Source organism: Brachybacterium sp. Z12 (assembly GCF_014400405.1).
In the GTDB taxonomy this organism is placed as follows: domain Bacteria; phylum Actinomycetota; class Actinomycetes; order Actinomycetales; family Dermabacteraceae; genus Brachybacterium.
This window is the reverse complement of the sequence record NZ_CP060496.1, coordinates 2,447,967-2,465,345: the sequence shown is the minus strand read 5'-3', so window position 1 is coordinate 2,465,345 and position 17,379 is coordinate 2,447,967. Positions and strand designations below refer to the sequence as shown.

The 17,379-nt window shown below is 70.4% G+C and carries 17 protein-coding genes and 3 pseudogenes; 9 read left to right on the top strand and 11 right to left on the bottom strand.

Annotation, left to right across the window (positions count from 1 at the left end):
- Positions 1–26: 26 nt before the first annotated feature.
- From H3H54_RS13015 to H3H54_RS13005, 4 genes and pseudogenes are all read right to left on the bottom strand, one after another.
- Positions 27–299 (bottom strand): PfkB family carbohydrate kinase, encoded by a 273-nt coding sequence (locus H3H54_RS13015; RefSeq protein ID WP_262424197.1) that lies wholly within the window; start codon positions 297–299, stop codon positions 27–29.
- The gene (locus tag H3H54_RS13010; RefSeq protein WP_262424196.1) at positions 290–643 is read right to left on the bottom strand and encodes a PfkB family carbohydrate kinase; all 354 of its coding nucleotides are present in this window, start codon (positions 641–643) and stop codon (positions 290–292) included. The genes H3H54_RS13015 and H3H54_RS13010 overlap by 10 nt, the downstream gene beginning before the upstream one ends.
- Positions 644–762: 119 nt before the next feature.
- Positions 763–981, bottom strand: a pseudogene (locus H3H54_RS19680) (1-phosphofructokinase family hexose kinase); the annotation flags it as partial.
- On the bottom strand, positions 978–1,814 hold the full coding sequence (locus H3H54_RS13005; protein WP_262424195.1) for a DeoR/GlpR family DNA-binding transcription regulator: 837 nt from the start codon (positions 1,812–1,814) through the stop codon (positions 978–980). The gene H3H54_RS13005 and the pseudogene H3H54_RS19680, both read right to left, overlap by 4 nt.
- 209 nt (positions 1,815–2,023) lie before the next feature.
- Between H3H54_RS13005 and H3H54_RS13000 the strand changes: the two are divergent.
- Positions 2,024–2,553 (top strand): annotated as a pseudogene (locus H3H54_RS13000) (phosphoribosyltransferase).
- A 101-nt stretch (positions 2,554–2,654) separates the two neighbouring features.
- Here the strand turns inward: H3H54_RS13000 and H3H54_RS12995 are convergent.
- Entirely contained in the window at positions 2,655–3,857 is a 1,203-nt protein-coding gene (locus H3H54_RS12995) for a glycoside hydrolase family 10 protein (protein WP_262424194.1), read from the bottom strand.
- Between the two features lie 181 nt (positions 3,858–4,038).
- Positions 4,039–5,045, bottom strand: a pseudogene (locus H3H54_RS12990) (DUF808 domain-containing protein).
- A 193-nt stretch (positions 5,046–5,238) separates the two neighbouring features.
- Between H3H54_RS12990 and H3H54_RS12985 the strand changes: the two are divergent.
- The gene (locus tag H3H54_RS12985) at positions 5,239–5,886 is read left to right on the top strand and encodes an SDR family oxidoreductase (RefSeq protein WP_262424193.1); all 648 of its coding nucleotides are present in this window, start codon (positions 5,239–5,241) and stop codon (positions 5,884–5,886) included.
- 293 nt (positions 5,887–6,179) lie between these two features.
- Complete coding sequence (locus tag H3H54_RS12980; RefSeq protein WP_262424192.1) at positions 6,180–7,196, top strand: MFS transporter; 1,017 nt, start codon at positions 6,180–6,182, stop codon at positions 7,194–7,196.
- Between the two features lie 9 nt (positions 7,197–7,205).
- On the opposite strand, the gene H3H54_RS12975 is transcribed toward H3H54_RS12980, so the two are convergent.
- From H3H54_RS12975 to H3H54_RS12965, 3 genes are all read right to left on the bottom strand, one after another.
- Positions 7,206–7,490 (bottom strand): acylphosphatase, encoded by a 285-nt coding sequence (locus tag H3H54_RS12975; RefSeq protein WP_262424191.1) that lies wholly within the window; start codon positions 7,488–7,490, stop codon positions 7,206–7,208.
- Positions 7,483–9,954: a phosphoketolase gene (locus H3H54_RS12970; protein ID WP_262424190.1), complete on the bottom strand. Its 2,472-nt coding sequence runs from the start codon at positions 9,952–9,954 to the stop codon at positions 7,483–7,485. The genes H3H54_RS12975 and H3H54_RS12970 overlap by 8 nt, the downstream gene beginning before the upstream one ends.
- Positions 9,955–10,128: 174 nt before the next feature.
- Positions 10,129–10,956, bottom strand: a complete 828-nt coding sequence (locus H3H54_RS12965; RefSeq protein ID WP_262424189.1) for a PRC and DUF2382 domain-containing protein — start codon at positions 10,954–10,956, stop codon at positions 10,129–10,131.
- A gap of 596 nt (positions 10,957–11,552) precedes the next feature.
- On the opposite strand from H3H54_RS12965, the gene H3H54_RS12960 reads away from it, so the two are divergent.
- Positions 11,553–12,173: a PepSY domain-containing protein gene (locus H3H54_RS12960; RefSeq protein WP_262424188.1), complete on the top strand. Its 621-nt coding sequence runs from the start codon at positions 11,553–11,555 to the stop codon at positions 12,171–12,173.
- 55 nt (positions 12,174–12,228) lie between these two features.
- On the opposite strand, the gene H3H54_RS12955 is transcribed toward H3H54_RS12960, so the two are convergent.
- Positions 12,229–13,401 carry an amidohydrolase gene (locus H3H54_RS12955; RefSeq protein WP_262424187.1) on the bottom strand — a complete coding sequence of 391 codons (1,173 nt, stop codon included), beginning with the start codon at positions 13,399–13,401 and terminating at the stop codon, positions 12,229–12,231.
- Positions 13,402–13,485: 84 nt separating this feature from the next.
- Here H3H54_RS12955 and H3H54_RS12950 point away from each other — a divergent pair, with 84 nt between their 5' ends.
- From H3H54_RS12950 to H3H54_RS12930, 5 genes are all read left to right on the top strand, one after another.
- Entirely contained in the window at positions 13,486–13,728 is a 243-nt protein-coding gene (locus H3H54_RS12950; protein WP_262424186.1) for a hypothetical protein, read from the top strand.
- A complete protein-coding gene (locus H3H54_RS12945) occupies positions 13,632–14,369 on the top strand; it encodes a PPK2 family polyphosphate kinase (protein WP_262426479.1) in 738 nt (245 codons plus the stop codon). The genes H3H54_RS12950 and H3H54_RS12945 overlap by 97 nt, the downstream gene beginning before the upstream one ends.
- A gap of 104 nt (positions 14,370–14,473) precedes the next feature.
- A complete protein-coding gene (tpx, locus tag H3H54_RS12940; protein ID WP_262424185.1) occupies positions 14,474–14,971 on the top strand; it encodes a thiol peroxidase in 498 nt (165 codons plus the stop codon).
- A 94-nt stretch (positions 14,972–15,065) separates the two neighbouring features.
- Positions 15,066–15,446: a DUF488 domain-containing protein gene (locus H3H54_RS12935; protein ID WP_262424184.1), complete on the top strand. Its 381-nt coding sequence runs from the start codon at positions 15,066–15,068 to the stop codon at positions 15,444–15,446.
- A gap of 91 nt (positions 15,447–15,537) precedes the next feature.
- Positions 15,538–16,407: a sulfite exporter TauE/SafE family protein gene (locus H3H54_RS12930; RefSeq protein ID WP_262424183.1), complete on the top strand. Its 870-nt coding sequence runs from the start codon at positions 15,538–15,540 to the stop codon at positions 16,405–16,407.
- A gap of 131 nt (positions 16,408–16,538) precedes the next feature.
- Here H3H54_RS12930 and H3H54_RS12925 read toward each other — a convergent pair whose 3' ends face one another.
- Positions 16,539–17,255, bottom strand: a complete 717-nt coding sequence (locus tag H3H54_RS12925; protein ID WP_316249025.1) for an alpha/beta hydrolase — start codon at positions 17,253–17,255, stop codon at positions 16,539–16,541.
- Positions 17,256–17,379: the final 124 nt, after the last annotated feature.

Sequence of the window (17,379 nt, the reverse complement as noted above, 5' to 3'; positions counted from 1 at the left end):
TGAGAGAGGGTGGGATGAAGCAGTGCTCAGAGCCGGACGACAGCGCCCGCATCGACGCGGACCTGGTCGGGGCGCGGAATGGTGGTGCCGGGCAGGCCCACGGCGGCCGTGCCGTAGGCGAGCGCGCGGGCGAGACGAGCCGCAGGCGGCTCCTCCCGCTCACGAGCGATGAGGTAGCCGGCGGTCGCGGAGTCCCCGGCGCCCACGGTGGAGACCACGGGCCCCGCCGGGGACGGGCAGTACCAGGCGGAGCCTTCAGCAGCGAGCAGCCCGCCCGCCGCGCCGAGGGTCACCAGCACGGCACCCACCCCTGGCGATGCAGGTCCAGGGCCGCCGCACGGACCCCGTCGAGGTTCCCCTCGCCGGCCTCCTGCTCGAGGGCGATGCCGTCGGCGCCGACGATCTGCCCCAGCTCCTCCGCATTGGGTTTGAGGAAGTCCGGTGCCGTCTGCGGCAGCGCCGCGGCGAGCGCCGCCAGCGGAGCATCGGAGGTGTCCACGCCGACGCGAGCACCGCGGGTGCGCAGTGCCTCGACCAGGCGCACGTACTCGTCCACGGGCAGGCCCGGGGCGAGCGAGCCCGAGAGCATGACGGAGTCCCCGGCCGTGACGCAGTCCAGCAGCAGCTGCTCGAGCTGCTGCACCTCGGTGGGGAAAGCGTGGCCCCCGGCTCGTTGAGCTTCGTGGTCAGCTGCGGGGAGGAGAGCACGGTGAGGTTGGTGCGGATCCGGCCCGCCACCGGGCTGGAGCGGTGCGGCAGCCCATCAGCCCGCAGCAGGTCCAGCAGCGGATCGGTGGGAGCCGCAGGGAGCACCGCGGTGACCGGCAGGCCCGCACGGTGCACACCGAGGGCGACGTTGATGCCCTTTCCGCCGGGCTGGGTGCTGTCCGAGCTGATGCGGTGCACCCCGCCGGGGGTGAGGGCGCCGCCCAGATCGATGGTGCGATCCAGGGAGGGGTTCGCGGTGAAGGTGATGATCATGCCGTGATCACCTCGATTCCGGCGTCGATGAGCTGGCGGAGCAGGGCGGTGGGGATATCCGCGTCGGTCACGAGGGTGTCCACCTCGGGGAGTGCCGCGAACGTGACCAGGTGCCGGGCGCCGATCTTCGAGGAGTCGGCGAGGACCACTCGTTTCGCAGCGGAGCTGACCATCGCAGCCTTCACCGCGGCCTCATCGGGATCGGGGGTGGTGAATCCTTCGATGTCCAGGCCGTTGCAGCCGAGGAAGGCGATCTCGGGATGGAGGGCCCGCAACGCATCGACGGTGGTGGAGCCGACGGCGGCCGCGGTGGTGGGCCGCACCCGGCCCGGGAGCACATGCACCTCAAGATCGGTGTGGACCAGGGCGCCCTGGGCGATAGCGGGAGCGTTGGTGATCACAGGGCCGCGGCGGCCGGCGAGGTGGGGGAGCAGCTCAGCGGTGGAGCTGCCGGCATCGAGCAGGACTGCGGACCGCGGATCGGTGGGCAGCAGCTCGGCGGCGGCGAGGGCGATGCGTCGCTTGGCGGCGATGTTGGTGACGCGGCGGGACTCCAGATCGGGCTCGACATCCCCGGTGCGCCGCGGCACGGCGCCTCCGTGCACGCGCACCAGCTGGCCGCGGTCTGCGAGCTGGTCGAGGTCGCGGCGCACGGTCTCGGTGGTGACTTCGAACTGCGCGGAGAGGTCCGTGACGGCGACCCGGCCGGTGCGGGTGAGCGCCTCCAGGATCTGGCGCTGTCGTTCTCTGGCGTACATGTGCTCACCTGCTTCGTCGAAGGGGCGGCGGCCGACGGGGTGAGCCGTGGTCGCGACGACGTCGAGATTACCCACATGAACCACAGAAGACAAGAGTGGGAACGTGTGGTTTCGTGTGTGGTGGTGAGGGTCGATTCTCCAGCGGCCGCGGCGCGACCCCGACGGGACCCCGCAAGGAGGCGTGTGAGGAAGTGAGCACCTGCCCGGCCCCCGAACGGCTCATGGAGTGGGGGCCGATACCATCGGAACACTCTGCGCCGCCCCTCCCGAGGAGAAACGATCCGATGTCCCAGGCCTACCACGCCGATTCCGCCGATCTCGTCGTCAAGGAGGTCCTGACCTGGGATCTGTTCGGCACGGCGTCGCGTGAGCTCGCTCAGAGCATCGCGGATTCGGATTTCGACCCCGAGATCGTGATCGCCGTGGCGCGCGGAGGGCGCTGCCCGCAGGCTCGCTCTCCTACGCGCTGGGCCTCAAGCTCGCCGATGCGATCAACGTCGAGTTCTACACCGACGTCCACGAGACCCTGCCGGACCCGGTGCTGCTCGCCCCGATGCTCGATGCCGAGTCGATCAAGGGCAAGCGCCTGCTGGTCGTCGATGACGTCGCCGACTCCGGCCGCACCCTCGCGCTCGTGCTCGACCTGCTGCGCGACATGGGCGCCGACGCCCGCAGCGCGGTGCTCTACGCGAAGTCCGCCTCCGTGGTCTCGCCGGACTTCGTCTGGCGCCGCACCGACGAGTGGATCGTCTTCCCGTGGTCGGCCGAGCCGCCCGTCACCCCGAGCGCGGTGGAGGCCCCCGAGGGGCGCTGAGCGCCGGACGGCCCCCGGCTCCGCCGGCGAGGCGCCCGCACGGACCTTGACGACGGTCCGGCAGCGATCACCGCTGCCGGGCCGTCGTCCGTCCCCCGGCGTCAGCGCCGCGGCGCTGACGCCGCCGAGGGGCTGCTCTGGCGCCAGGTGCGGTCGTACGCCGTCACGGCGTACCAGCCGCTGCCGTCGGCCCCCTCGTGCACGAGGGCCTGGGAGCCGCGGTCCGCCCGGACCGTCGCGACCAGGTTGCGGCCGTCGGCGAGATCCTCCTCGCGCACCTCGGAGGTGGGAAGGTGCCACAGGGCGTAGCTGGTCGCCCCGTGGCCGCGCCACCGCACCTGCACCCCCTCGTCCGTGGACCGCACCACGAGCACCGTCGGCGCTGGCGGGGCGTCGCCCGGTACCTGGTCGAGCACCGGCACGATCGCGGGGTGCGTGTAGTGCCGGGCGATCAGGTCGTCGACCGCTCCGGTGGTGTCGGTGCGCAGGCTCTTCGCGCTGAAGAACACGTTCCCGTCGATCTCCGGGAGGGTCTCGGTGAGGTCCAGGTGGTCACCCAGCTCGCCGACCTCCGTGAAGACGCCTTCGATCGCCTTGTACGCGGCCTCCCCGACGTACAGGCCCACGTCCGTGTCCGCGACCTTCTGCGCCCACCAGTTCACGAGCGTCTCGTAGTCGGCGGCGGGATTGCCGAACTCCCAGTAGATCTGCGGGTTGATGTAGTCGACCCAGCCCTCGCGCACCCAGCGCAGCGAGTCCGCGCAGATGATCTCGTAGGACTCCGAGCCGGTGGTGTCCGAGCCCTCCGGGTCGCTCGAGGAGTTGCGCCAGATCCCGAACGGGCTGACCCCGAACCGCACCCAGGGCTTCTCCGCGCGGATCCGCTCGTGCATCTCGCTCACCAGCAGGTTGACGTTCTCCCGGCGCCAGTCCTCGATCAAGGTGGCGCCGTCGCCGTGGGTCGCGAAGGTCTCCTGGTCCGGATAGGGCAGATCGCCCGACGGGTAGGGGTAGAAGTAGTCGTCGAAATGCGCGCCGTCGACGTCGTAGCGCGAGATCGCATCCATCATCGCGTCGATGACGAAGGAGCGGACCTCGGGCAGGCCCGGGTCGTAGTAGAGCTTGCCGCCGTAGGGCCACACCCATTCGGGGTGCCGGCGGGCGGGGTGGTCCTCGACCAGCTCGGGCTCCTCGCTCATCGCGACCCGGTACGGGTTGAACCATGCGTGGTACTCGAGGTTCCGCTCATGGGCCGCCTCGATCTGGAAGGCCAGCGGGTCGTAGCCCGGCGAGTGCCGGGACACCTGCCACGGTCGCGGCGAAGGCGGTGCTGCCGACGCCAGCACCTGTGGTCAGGCGGAAGAAGGATCGGCGGTCGACAGGTTGCACGGCGCTGTGAACTCCTCGGTCGGTGACAGGGGTCACCCACCCTGGCATGCCGGTCGAGGCCGGGCAAGCGCCGTCGGGGACGGATCGGAGCGGTGGTCAGGCCTTCGCGTCGGGAGCCGAGCCCTCGAATCCGGGCGTCGTCGGGGCCGCGCCGTGCGCCTCGGCGCCCTCGTCGTCGCCGTGATGCCCGAACGGCAGGAAGTGCATGATCACCGCGACCAGCGCGCCGACGATCAGGCCGAGCATGAAGGAGAAGAAGGTGTTGATCAGCCAGGCGAGCACGGCACCGACGCCGGCGACACCCACGACCAGGCCCTCGAGGTGGTGCACGAAGCCGTAGGGCTGGGCGAGGCCGAGCTCGAAGGTGCCCACCAGCAGGATGTGGCCGCCCACCCACAGCATCGCGACCATGCCTACGTAGCTGATGACGTCCATCACCCGCGGCATCGCCCGCACCAGGCCGGTGCCGAACTTCTGCTTGAACTGAGAGTCCGAATCCTTCGCGAGCGCGAGGCCGATGTCGTCCATCTTCACCAGCAGGCCCACGGAGCCGTAGACCAGGGCAGTGATGCCGAGCGCGATCACCACGAGCACCGCGGCGCGCATCCACAGGTTGTCGGTGTCGACGGAGTTCATCGAGATCACCATGATCTCGGCCGAGAGGATCAGGTCGGTGCGCACAGCGCCGGAGACGACCTTGTCCTCGGCGTCGGCGCCCTGCGCGGCGGCGGAGCCTGCTTGGGCTTGCCGCGCACCAGCTCCCAGATCTTCTCCGCGCCCTCGAAGCTCAGATACAGCCCGCCGAGCATCAGGATGGGGGTCAGCAGCCATGGCGCGACCACGCTCAGCAGCAGCAGGACCGGCAGGATGAACACCAGCTTGTTGCGCAGCGAGCCCTTGGTGATCCGCCAGATGATCGGCAGCTCGCGCTTGGGCTTGATGCCCTGCACGTACTGCGGGGTCACAGCGGCGTCGTCGATCACGACGCCGATCGCCTTGGAACCCGCCTTCGCGGACGCGGCAGCGACGTCGTCGGCGCTCGCGGCCGCCAGGCGGGTGAGCGCGGCGACGTCATCGAGCAGGGCAGCGAGTCCACCGGCCATGGCGAGGTTCCTTCCCCGGGGTGAGAGCCGCTGTGGTGCGGCTCGGACAGGATAGCGGCGTGTGGCCGGTGCCCGGCGCGGGACTGGCGGGGAGCGCCAGCGGCCGGTCTGCCGGTGACAGGAGCTGTCCACCGGCGGCGAACAGATGGTCCGGGGGCTCGACGCCTCACCGACCCGGTGCGATGGTGGGGGTATGGAAATTGCACTTATCGGAGGACATGGCAAGATCGCGCTGCTCGCGGAGCCGCTGCTGGTGAAGGCAGGGCACACCGTGCACGCGGTGATCCGCAACCCCGAGCAGGCCGCCGAGGTCGAGGCGACCGGGGCGAAGGCGGTGCTCAGCGACATCGAGACCCTCGATGACGCCGGCTGGGACGAGCTGCTGCGCGGCAAGGATGCGGTGGTCTGGGCTGCTGGCGCTGGTGGTGGGGACCCGCAGCGCACCCGCGCCGTGGACCAGGACGCCGCGATCGCGTCGATGGACGCGGCGCAGCGCGTCGGCGCCGCCCGCTACGTGATGGTCAGCTACTTCGGCGCGAGCCTGGACCACGGCGTGCCGGAGGGCGAGCCCTTCCACGCCTACGCCGAGGCGAAGGCCCGGGCCGACGATCACCTGCGCAGCACGCAGCTGGGATGGACCATCCTCGGTCCCTCCGGGTTGACGCTCGAGGAGCCGACGGGGCGGATCGACACCGCCGCAGCCGAAGCCGGCACCGTCTCGCGCGGGAACGTCGCCCGCACGATCGTGGCCGCGCTCGAGCGTCCCGGCACCGCCGGGAAGTTCGTTGCCTACAACGATGGCGAGCAGGAAATCGGCGAGGCGTTCGACGCCGTGCTCTGAACCCGCCCCGTACGACGGAGACGACGGCCCCGGCAGCGAGAAGCGCCGGGGCCGTCGGCCGTCGTGAGGGGTCTTGCGGGCACGACGGTGCCTTATCGTGAAGAGCTTGCCCGGACCCGACCGGGCCCGAGAACGAGGAGCAGCAGTGGACAGCGCACGCCGATGGGCCGGGGTGGTGGCCCTCGCGGTGGGGATCTTCGTGCTCATCACCATCGAGGAGCTGCCGATCGGCGTGCTCAGCGTGATGGCACCCGAGCTCGGGGTGAGCGAGGGGGGCCGGCCGGGCTTTGGCGGTGACCGTGCCCGGGATCCTGGCGGGCGTGGTCGCTCTGTGCACGCCGGTGATCGTCCGTGGCATGGACCGTCGCCTGGTGCTCGTCCTCGCGCTGGTCTCGGTGGTCGCCTCCTGCGCGGTCAGCGTCGTCGCCGAGAGCTTCGCCGTGCTGCTCATCGCGCGGCTCTTCGCGGGCGTCTCCATCGGGCTGTACTGGGCGGTGATGGCGATCGTCGCGATCGGCCAGGTGCCCCGCGAGCACACCGCCCGTGCGCTCACTATCGCCTTCAGCGGTGCCGGGGGCGCGCTCGTGCTCGGCGTGCCGATCGCCGCCTGGATCGGAGCCCATGTGGGCTGGCGGATGGCGTTCGCGGTGGTGGGGGTCCTCGCCGCGCTCGTCGCCGTGCTGATCCTGGTGCTGGTCGAGCCGGTCCGCTCCCCGGTGAAGGTGAGCGGTCGGATGATGCTCGCCGCCGCCCGCCACCGGGGTGTGCGCTATGCGCTGACCCTCAGCGCGCTGGTGGTGGTGGGCCAGTTCATCACCTACAGCTTCATCAGCCCGGTCCTGGTCCAGCGTGCCGGGGTCCCGCTGGTCGATGTGGGACTGATGCTGCTGCTCTTCGGCATCGCGGGGCTGATCGGCAACTTCGCCGTCGCCCTGCTGCTCCGGCGCAGCCCGCCGGTGGGGGTGCTGGTCGTGCTGATCGGCACCATGGTGGGCCTCGGTGCGGTGCTGCTGGTCATGGATGCACCGTCCACTGCGCTCCTGGTGATGCCGCTGTGGGGCCTGTTCGTCGGTGCGATCTCGGTGGCGATGCAGGCCTTCGTCGGCTCGGAGGCCACCGAGGTGCTCGAAGAGGCCACCGCTCTGAACAGCGCCGCGTTCAACACCGCGATCGCGGTCGGTGCGCTCCTGGGCGGGCTGATCCTCGACGCGGCGGGCCAGACCCCGATGATCCTCACGTCAGTCGTGATGGTGGGTGCCGGCGCGCTGGTGGCCGCGCACTACCTGCGGACGACCGCAGCCCGGCGCTGACCCCGCCCCTCAGTCGGTGATGCGGAAGCCGTCCGCGCCGCGAGGGTCCAGGCAGCGGATGTCGATCCCCTCGACCTGAGCGGAGGAGGGACCCTGACGCAGGTGCTCGAGCATCGACTCGACCGCGTCGGGCGGGCCCTCCACGTCGGCTTCGACGGTGCCGTCCCACAGGTTCCGCACCGTGCCGGCGACGCCGAGCCGCGCGGCCGCGCCGGCGGCGTCCATCCGGAAGCCGACCCCCTGGACCCGTCCGCGAACCCGCACGACCCGGCGGATCGGCCGGGCCTCAGCCATTGTCGCCTCCAGTATCCGGCGGGGTCCCTCCCGGCACGGAGTCCCCGCCATCGCCCCACTGCCACTGCGTGATCTCCGGGGCATCCTCCCCGTGCTCGTAGGCATGGGCGCGTGCCCGGATCCGCGTATCCACCATCTGCTGACGCAGGCCCGCGTACCGGATGCCGAGCCCTTCGACCCGATCGATCACATCCATCACCAGGTGATAGCGGTCCGCGTCGTTGAGCATCAGCATGTCGAAGGGGGTCGTGGTGGTGCCCTCCTCCTTGTAGCCGCGCACATGGATCCGGGAGCTGCGGTCGTGGCGGTAGGCCAGGCGATGGATCAGCCAGGGGTAGCCGTGATAGGAGAACACCACCGGGATGTCCTGCCCGAAGTAACCGTCGAAGTCCCGCTGCGAAAGTCCGTGCGGGTGCTCGCTGTCGTCCTGGAGCCGCATCAGGTCCACCACATTCAGCACCCGCATCCGCAGCTCCGGAATCTGCTCGCGGAGGATCTTCGCCGCCGCGAGCACCTCGATGGTGGGGATGTCCCCGGCGCAGGCGAGCACCACCTCCGGCTCCTGGCCGCGCTGCTCCGTGCCGGCCCAGTCCCAGATGCCCAGGCCCCGTGCGCAGTGGACGATCGCCTCGTCCATGCTGAGCCAGCTCGGCCCCGGCTGCTTGCCGGCGACGACGACGTTCACGTACTGCTTCGAGCGCAGGCAGTGGTCGTAGGTGGACAGCAGCGTGTTCGCGTCCGGCGGGAGATAGACCCGCACGATCTCGGCCTTCTTGTTGACCATGTGATCGATGAAGCCCGGATCCTGGTGGGAGAAGCCGTTGTGGTCCTGACGCCACACATGCGAGCTCAGCAGATAGTTCAGCGAGGCGAGGGGGCGGCGCCATTCGAGCTCATTGGTCACCTTCAGCCATTTCGCATGCTGGTTGACCATCGAGTCGACGATGTGGATGAACGCCTCGTAGGAGGAGAACATCCCGTGGCGCCCGGTGAGCAGGTAGCCCTCGAGCCAGCCCTGGCACTGATGCTCGGACAGCACCTCCATCACGCGGCCGGCGCGGGCCAGGTGCTCGGAGCGGTCATGCTCCTCGAGGTCCGCGTTCCACTGCTTGTCGGTGGCCTCGTAGACCGACTGCAGGCGGTTCGAGGCGGTCTCGTCCGGGCCGAAGATCCGGAAGTTCTGCGGGTTCTCGCGCACCACGTCCCGCAGCCAGGTGCCCAGCACCTTCGTCGCCTCCGCGGTCGTGCCCCCGGGCTCGGGGACCTCGACGGCGTAGTCGCGGAAGTCAGGCAGGCGCAGGGGCGTGAGCACCGAGCCGCCGTTGGTCGAGGGATTCGCGGACATCCGCTGCTCGCCCGTCGGCGCCGCCTCGGCGATGTCCTCGCGCAGGCGCCCCGTCTCGTCGAACAGCTCCTCGGGACGGTACGAGCGCAGCCAGTCGTCCAGCTGTGCGAGGTGCTCGTCGGTGTCGCGGGCGTTGCCCAGCGGCACCTGGTGCGAGCGCCAGGAGCCCTCGGCCTTCTCGCCGTCGACCTCCTTCGGACCGGTCCATCCCTTCGGGGTGCGGAACACGATCATCGGCCAGGCAGGGCGCTCGGTCTCGCGCCCGGCGGCGGCGTCCTCCTGCGCCCGCTGCTTGATCTCGGCGATCTGGTCGAGGGCCTTGTCGAGGACCTCGGCGAAGCGCCGATGGATCTCCAGCGGGTCCTCGTCGTCGAAGCCGCCGGTGAAGAACAGCGGGGTGTGGCCGTAACCGCGCAGCAGCGCCTCGAGCTCATCCTCCCCGATGCGGGCGAGCACGGTGGGGTTGGCGATCTTGTAGCCGTTCAGGTGCAGGATCGGCAGCACCACGCCGTCCTGCTGGGGGTTGACGAACTTGTTCGAATGCCAGGAGGTGGCCAACGGGCCCGTCTCGGCCTCGCCGTCGCCGACCACGGTGAACGCGATCTGGTCGGGGCTGTCGAACATCGCGCCATAGGCGTGGGAGAGCGAGTAGCCCAGCTCCCCGCCCTCATGGATCGAGCCGGGCGTCTCCGGGGCCACGTGAGAAGGGATCCCGCCGGGGAAGGAGAACTGGGTGAACAGGCGCTTCATCCCCTCCTCGTCCTCGCTCACCGCCGGGTACACCTCGGAGTAGGTGCCCTCGAGGTAGGTCGAGGCGACGAGCCCGGGACCGCCGTGCCCGGGCCCGGTGATGTACATGGCGTTGAGGCCGCGCTGACCGATCGCCCGGTTGGCGTGCGCGTACAGGAACGTCAAGCCGGGCGTGGTGCCCCAGTGCCCCAGCAGCCGCGGCTTGATGTGCTCGCGCTGCAGGGGCTGGCGCAGCAGCGGATTGTCCTTCAGGTAGATCTGGCCCACCGAGAGGTAGTTCGCGGCCCGCCACCAGGAGTGGAGCTGTTCGAGGTCCTCGGCGGAGGGCGGAGTGGGCGGGCGGTTCGGCCACGTCGGGGCAGTGATCACGAGAGCTCCTCAGGTCCGGCGGTCAGGGGTGTCGGCTGTGCGCTCCGGCCCCTCGACGCTATGCCCTTCCCGTTCCCAGGGGAAGGTCCGAGGTCCTGCGGCCGGGGCGTGGTCTGCGAGGACGGGCGCGTCACCCGGGAGGTGACGCGCCCGTCGATCGAGCTGCTGCGAGGATCAGACGCCGCGGCCGGGCCCGGCGGTCCCGGGCTCGTCGCCTCGGGCGCGACGACCGGGACGGCCGTCGAGGGCCTCTTCGTCCATCTCGACCTCCTCGTGGGAGAGGTCGGTCCGCACGGTCTCCTTCTCCACGACCGGGCGCTCCTCGGTGAGGGTGACGTCCACCTCCTCCTCGGAGAGGGTGCCACCGGCGCGGCCGTCGGCGGGCTCACGCTCCAGGACGAGCTCCTCGCGCTGCACGGGCACCTCGACCTGCTCAGTGTCGGTGACCACGTGCTTGCGCAGGCGTACTCGGCCGGTCTGCACCTTCTCGGTGCCGACGTGCGCCTGCTCCTCGTGGAGCGTGACGCCGCCGCCATCGGTCACGTCGGGGCGGTGCTGGTCCTGATCGTCCCGGGCGCCCGGGGCGTCCTGTCGTCCTGCGGTGTTCCGGGGGCCCGGGGTGTCCTGCCGTCCTGCGTGGTCGCGGGAGCCGGTGGGATCGACGCCGGGCTCCTGCTGCCCGCCCGTGCCGCCGCTGATCCCGTAGTAGCGGTACAGCTCGTCCTCCTGCTCACGGACGAGCTCGCCGTCCTCGGCGATGTGGGGGGCGTCCTTGATGTAGGACTTCTCGAACGGCACTGTGATGGTGCCGTCGGCGTAGTCGGACTTATCCAGCGGGACGAAGCTCTCGTTCGTGCCGAGGAGGCCGGTCTTCACGGTCACCCACGACGGGTCTCGGGTGTCGTTGTCCAGGTATACCTGGGCGACCTTCCCCAGCTTGTCGCCGTCACGGTCCACGACCACGGCGTTCTGCAGTTCCTCGATGGTGCCTCGGAAAGTCATCAGATGCTCCTTCGTGCCGACGTTCGGGATTCCTGCTTCCGGGTGGCCCGGAGGCGTCCCAGGGACGCCGTGCGGTCCAGATCGGTGCTGGCGACGCTAGTGCACGAGGGCCGACGGACCACAGGCGCGAAGCCCGGGGCCGGCCCTTCCCATCGCTCGAGGCCCCGGCCCGCCGAGCGCAGGTGCAGGCCACACGGGTCCGCGCCGTGAGCGGAACCCTGGCCCGCCGCGCGCCGCCGACACCGCGGACCACGCCCGCCCGGCACACCGGTGGCCTGACACAGAGGCCTGCAGGATCATCGAGATCTTTTTCGGGACCGTGCGGTCGGTCCGGACCCGGACGCTCCCGACAGCGCGGCACGGTCGCTGCCTGCGGCAGGGCATGAGGCGCGGGTGAGAGCCGGATGAGAGAGCCCTCAGCCCCTGCCCGGGCCCTGCCTGGCGATCTACTCTGGAGATACCCGGACAGCCCGGATGGTGCCGCCGACGGCAGTGCCCTTCGAAAGGTGGACCGCCATGTCCCGCACGATCACCCGCCCCCGCAGAACCGCCCGCGCCGCAGCGCTCGGCGCGCTCGCCCTCGCCCTGGCCGCCGGATGCAGCGGCACCGCCGACGAGGACGGCGGCGCCCCTCGGAGGAGTCCGGCGCCACCCAGGAGGAAGACGGCGCTGACGACGGCGCGACCGACGACGGCGGTGCTGCCAGCGATGACGGCGGCGCGAGCGACGGCGGCGGCGACACTGGCCAGGACGGCGCCGCCTCAGAGGCGCTGCCCGAGGATGCGGACCTCGCGACCGAGGAGCTGCCGATCAGCGCCGAGCAGGCGATCGATATCGCCACCGAGACCGTGGGCGGCGGCGACCTCGTCCAGATCGAGATCGATCACGACGACCGCACCTGGGAGTGGGAGCTCGAACTCGTCGCGGACGGCACCCAGCACGAGCTCGACATCGATGCGACCACCGGCGAGGTCACCGAGCACGACACCGATGACGACGACGATCAGGACCCTGTCGTCGACGTGACCTCGCCTATGGCCTACGCCGACGCGATCGAGATCGCCCTCGGCGAGCAGCCCGGGCGCGTCAGCGGCTGGGAGCTGGACTCCGACGACGGCCGGATCCGCTACCAGGTCGACATCGAGCGCAGCGAGGGTGGCGGCGATGTCGATGTCGAGGTGGATGTGGAGACCGGCGAGGTCCGCATCGACGACTGATGATCGAGCGCTGGGCCGCCGAAGGGGGCCGCACGCCGCCCACCGCACGCCGAGCTCATCGTTCGGCGATCACCGGGTCCCCGGCCTCGTCACGGCGCATCACCTCACGGCCCCGCTGCCAGACCCGCTGGGTGCGGTTCCGCGTATCCAGCGGATCGCCGTCCCAGAGCACGAGGTCCGCGTCCTTGCCCGCCTCGATCGACCCCAGGCGGTCCTCGACGCCCAGCACCTCTGCAGGGTTCAGGGTGATCGCGCGCAGGGCATCGGCCGGTGCCATGCCGTGCTTGACGGCCAGCGCCGCCTGATCGACGAGGAACTCGATCGGCACCACCGGATGATCGGTGATGATCGAGACCTTCACCCCGGCCGCGGTGAGGATGCCGGGCGCCTTCGGGGTGCGGTGGCGGACCTCCACCTTGGAGCGCGAGACGATCAGCGGACCGTAGAGCACCGGCACCCCGGCCTCTGCGATCCGGTCGGCGAGCAGATACGACTCGGTGCCGTGATCCAGCACCAGCTCATAGCCGAACTCCTCGGCGAGGCGGAGCGCGGTGGCGATGTCATCGGCCCGATGGGAGTGTTGCCGCCACGGGATCTCCCGCTCCAGGACCCGGCTGAGCGCCTCGGAGACCAGATCGGAGTCGCGCTCGTCGGCGGGCTTCGCCGCCCAGGCCCGGGCCTTCGCGAAGGCCTGACGGATCGTCAGCGCGACCCCGAGCCGGGTCGACGGGGTCTGCTTGCGCTCGCCGTAGATGCGCTTGGGGTTCTCGCCCAGGGCCGCCTTCAGCCCGGAGGGGCTGCGCAGCACCATGTCGTCCACCACCCGGCCATGGGTGCGGATCGCGACGGCGAGGCCGCCGATCGGGTTGCCGGAGCCGGGGTTCACGTTCACCGCGGTGATGCCGCCGATGATGGCGTCGTCGAAACCCACCTCGACGGGGTTGATCGCATCGATCGCCCGGGCCGCGGCCATCACCGGATCGGTCATCTCGTTGGTGTCCTGGCCGGCCCAGCCCTCACCCTCCTCGTCCACGCCCAGGTGCACGTGGGCGTCGATGAAGCCCGGCAGCAGCCAGCCGCCGGCGGCGTCCACCACCTCGGCCTCGGCGGGGACAGCGAGATTGGGACCGAGCTCGGCGATGCGGCCGTCGCGCACGAGGACCGTCCCATCGAAGGGGTCGCCCTCGATCGGGACGACATGGGCATGGGTGATGGCGGTGAGCGTCATGCTCTGACACTCGACCGACCGAACGGTGGAGTCAAGTTCCCGCTTCACCGGGCGCATGCTTCCGCCTCCCACTACTGTGCCCCTATGTCGAAGAAGTCGAAGAAGAAGACCGCCCTCGCGGACCAGAGGCCCACCGGCTTCCCGATCCCCTCGGACTGGAAGGGGGACGTCACCGAGCTCGATCCCCGCGCCACCCCGGCTTCGACGGGAAGAAGGCCGACGGCAAGGAACTGCTCGCCGCCCGCGACGGCGCACTCGACGAGCTGCAGGAGCGCCTCTACGCCGCCCGCAACGACGCGGAGGGCGGAGGGCGCTCAGTGCTGCTGATCGTGCAGGGCATGGACACCTCCGGCAAGGGCGGCATCATGCGCCATGTGGTCGGGAACGTGGATCCGCAGGGCGTGGACATCACCGCCTTCAAGGCCCCCACCCCCGCGGAGAAGCGCCACGACTTCCTGTGGCGGATCCGCAAGCGCACCCCCGCCCCCGGGATGATCGGCGTGTTCGACCGCTCCCACTACGAGGACGTGCTGATCCACCGGGTGCACGGCTGGGCCGACGCAAAAGAGCTCCGCAGCCGGTACACCGCGATCAATGCTTTCGAGCGGGAGCTCATCGAGGGCGGAACGACCATCGTGAAGGTCATGCTCCACATCTCCCGCCAGGAGCAGGGCGAGCGGCTGATGGAGCGCCTCGAGCGCCCCGACAAGCACTGGAAGTTCAACCCCGGTGACGTGGACGAGCGGAAGCACTGGGACGACTACATGGAGGCGTACACGCGTGCGCTGCGCGCCACCTCGACCGTCGGCGCTCCGTGGACCGTGGTCCCGGCAGACCGCAAGTGGTACGCACGCATCGCAGTGCAGCAGCTCCTGCTGGACGCGCTCGAGGGCATCGACCCGCAGTGGCCCGCCGCTGAGTTCGACGTCGAGGAGCAGACGCAGCGGCTGCAGGAGACGATGGACTGACCGCCACCGGCGGGTTCCCGCGATCTCAGGTTCCTGGGTGCCCGGATTCTCGGGCACTCAGGTTTCTGGTTGTGCCGTTCAGCTCGGAGGATGATGATGGGGGCATGGCTTCCATCACCTTCCAGAACACCCCGATCACGACCGCTGGCGAGCTGCCCGCACAGGGCTCCGTCATCCCGGCCTTCAAGATCGTCGGTCAGGACCTCGGCGCAGTCTCCAGTGCCGACCTCGCCGGCAAGCGCGTGGTCCTGAACATCTTCCCCTCCCTGGACACCGGCACCTGCGCGATGAGCGTGCGGAAGTTCAACGAGATCGCCGCGGGCCTCGAGAACACCGTGGTCGTCTGCGTCTCCCAGGACCTTCCCTTCGCCCAGGCCCGCTTCTGCGGCGCCGAGGGCATCGAGAATGTCATCACCGGCTCCGCCTTCCGCTCCTCCTTCGGTGAGGACTACGGCGTCACGATGAACGACGGTCCGCTGGCCGGACTGCTCTCCCGTGCGGTCGTGGTGACCGACGCCGAGGGCAAGGTCGTCTACACCGAGCAGGTCGCCGAGGTCACCGAGGAGCCGGACTACGACGCCGCGACGGCGGCCCTCGCCTGAGAGCACCCCGTCGCTTGACCCCTGACCACAGGGCCCGGCCCGCCCTCCGGCGCGGACCGGGCCCTGTCTCATCCGCTACCGGGAGGATCCCGCCATGAGCACCCTGAAGATCACTCTGGAACGTGTCCACGACGTGCTCGACGACGACGGCTCCGCCGCCCGCGAGTACCGGGTGCTGGTGGATCGCCTCTGGCCGCGAGGCATCAAGAAGGAGCGGCTCGCGCACGACGACTGGGACAAGGACATCGCCCCCAGCGCCGATCTGCGGAAGGCGTTCCACGGCGCTGACCTGGACTTTGAAGAGTTCTCGGGCCGGTACCGTCATGAGCTCGACGACAGCGACGCCCCGCAGGCGCTGCTGGACCGGGCCCGGGAAGCGGATGCTCACAAGATCGTGCTCCTGTTCGCCGCGAAGGACACCGAGCACAACCATGCCCAGGTGCTGCAGGAGGTGCTGGAGGAGCTGGCGCGCTGAGCGGGCGCCGAGGCGCGCCCTCCCCGCGCCGGGTCATCGCCGCGACGGACGTCCGCCCGTCCCGCCGATCAGGGCAGTAGGGTCGGCGGTCGTGGAACCGTTCTCGCTCATCGTCCTGCTCGTGATGGGTACCCTCGCCGGCGCGATCAATGCCGCGGTCGGCTCGGGCTCGTTGCTCACCCTCCCCGTGCTGATGGCCGTCGGGATCCCTCCGGGCGTCGCCGTGCGCACGAACACCGTCGGCATGCTCTTCTCGACGATCGGCTCCGTCGTCGGCTACCGCAAGGAGATCGCGGAGGAGAAGCGCGACCTGCCGCCCCTGGTCATCACCGCTGCCAGCGGTGCGATCCTCGGCGCACTCCTGCTGCTGGTCTCACCGGCCTCGGCGCTCGACGTCGTCGTGCCGGTGCTCATCGTCGTCGCCCTGGCGATGGTCGTCTTCCAGAAGCGGATCACCGCAGCGCTGCGCGTCTGGTCGGACCGCCGGAAGGCGGCGCGGGCGCAGACGGCACGGATGACAGATGCTCCTGCTGGCTCAGATGCCGCCACAGGATCCGACGTCTCTGCCGGGGTGGAGGTCCCTGAACGCAGTCCGCTGCGGTCTCCGGCTCTGGTGAGCACGATGGGCGCCGCCTCCGTCTACGGCGGCTACTTCACCGCTGCGCAGGGGATCCTCTACCTCGGGATCCTCGGCACCTTCACCGGGCGCTCGATGGGCTCGGTGAACAGCGTGAAGAACCTGCTGAGCCTGGTCGTGAACCTCGCCGCCGCTGCCGTCTACGTCATCGCGCACTTCGTGATCGGGGCAGAGATCGTATGGCTCGCCACGGCGGCGATCGCCGTCGGCGCCCTGATCGGCGGCTACTTCGGTGCCCATCTCGCCAAGCTGATGCCCGAATGGCTGCTGCGCGGCGTCATCGTCGTGGTCGCCCTGATCGCCTTGGTTCGTCAGTTCATCTGACACTCAGCGGCACGCCGGCGCACGCCTTTGCACGCAGATGCGCGCCGTCGGCGAGCGTCAGCGCAGGAAAGGCAGGGCGTGCTCGAGGATCTCGCCGGGCGGGTACAGAGTCCCGCCATGGTCGCGGCCGGTCAGCGCCACGAAGTCCGCATCGGGCATCGTGGCGGCGGCCCGTCGGGAGTCCTTGAACCGGGGATGATCCTCGGTGCCGGCCATCCAGAGCGCCGGGACCGTGCAGTCTGCGAGCAGATCATCGTCCACTGCGGGGGGGTGGCATCGGTGGCGGCCAGCAGAGCCGCGACGGCGTGCTGATCGGCGGCCAGGAACGCCGTGCGGGTGGCGCGGGCGCGACGGCCCTCGACCTCGGGCCCGAGCCCCTGGCCGGTGCAGAACGCGTCCATCCCGTTCTCGCGCACGGCATCGACCACGCCGGGGAAGAAGATCGATTCGACCTGCCCGCGCTGCGCCGAGGCCGAGCCGCCCAGGCTCACCAGGCGCGTGACCCGGCCAGGGTGTTCCAGGGCGGCGGTCAGCGCGATCCGTGCCCCGAGCGAGTAGCCCATCAGCGCCGCCCGTCCCACACCCTCTGCGTCGAGCACGGCGAGCAGATCAGCGACGAACGCCGCCTGGGTGTACGCGGCTGAGTCGTGCGGTTTCCCGGAACGGCCATGACCGCGCAGATCCACCCGGATCACGGTGTGCTCGTCGCTCAGCGGGTCGAGGTAGCCCAGGCCCCGCCAGATCGCCCGGGAGAGCACCGAGCCGTGCAGCAGCACCAGCGCCGGGCCGGAGCCGGTGACGTCATAGCGCAGGTCGATGCCGTCGACGGGGGAGGGGATGACGGGCACGAGCACACCTTCTGGGTGGTGGGACGGAGACCGGGAGCAGATCCCGGATGGGTGGGTGCAGAAGCGGCCGACGCCGGCCCGGTCCGCACAAGGCGGCCGGACCGGCGTCGACAGCGGTTCTCAG

Bases quoted from the DNA above. Each gene is read 5' to 3' on its own strand.
- H3H54_RS12985 (WP_262424193.1), top strand. From the start codon at position 5,239: ATGGAAATTGCACTTATCGGAGGACATGGCAAGATCGCGCTGCTCGCG.
- H3H54_RS12975 (WP_262424191.1), bottom strand. From the start codon at position 7,490: ATGGCTGAGGCCCGGCCGATCCGCCGGGTCGTGCGGGTTCGCGGACGG.
- H3H54_RS12965 (WP_262424189.1), bottom strand. From the start codon at position 10,956: ATGACTTTCCGAGGCACCATCGAGGAACTGCAGAACGCCGTGGTCGTG.
- H3H54_RS12960 (WP_262424188.1), top strand. From the start codon at position 11,553: ATGCAGCGGCACCGCCGACGAGGACGGCGGCGCCCCTCGGAGGAGTCC.
- H3H54_RS12955 (WP_262424187.1), bottom strand. From the start codon at position 13,401: ATGACGCTCACCGCCATCACCCATGCCCATGTCGTCCCGATCGAGGGC.
- H3H54_RS12950 (WP_262424186.1), top strand. From the start codon at position 13,486: ATGTCGAAGAAGTCGAAGAAGAAGACCGCCCTCGCGGACCAGAGGCCC.
- tpx (WP_262424185.1), top strand. From the start codon at position 14,474: ATGGCTTCCATCACCTTCCAGAACACCCCGATCACGACCGCTGGCGAG.
- H3H54_RS12935 (WP_262424184.1), top strand. From the start codon at position 15,066: ATGAGCACCCTGAAGATCACTCTGGAACGTGTCCACGACGTGCTCGAC.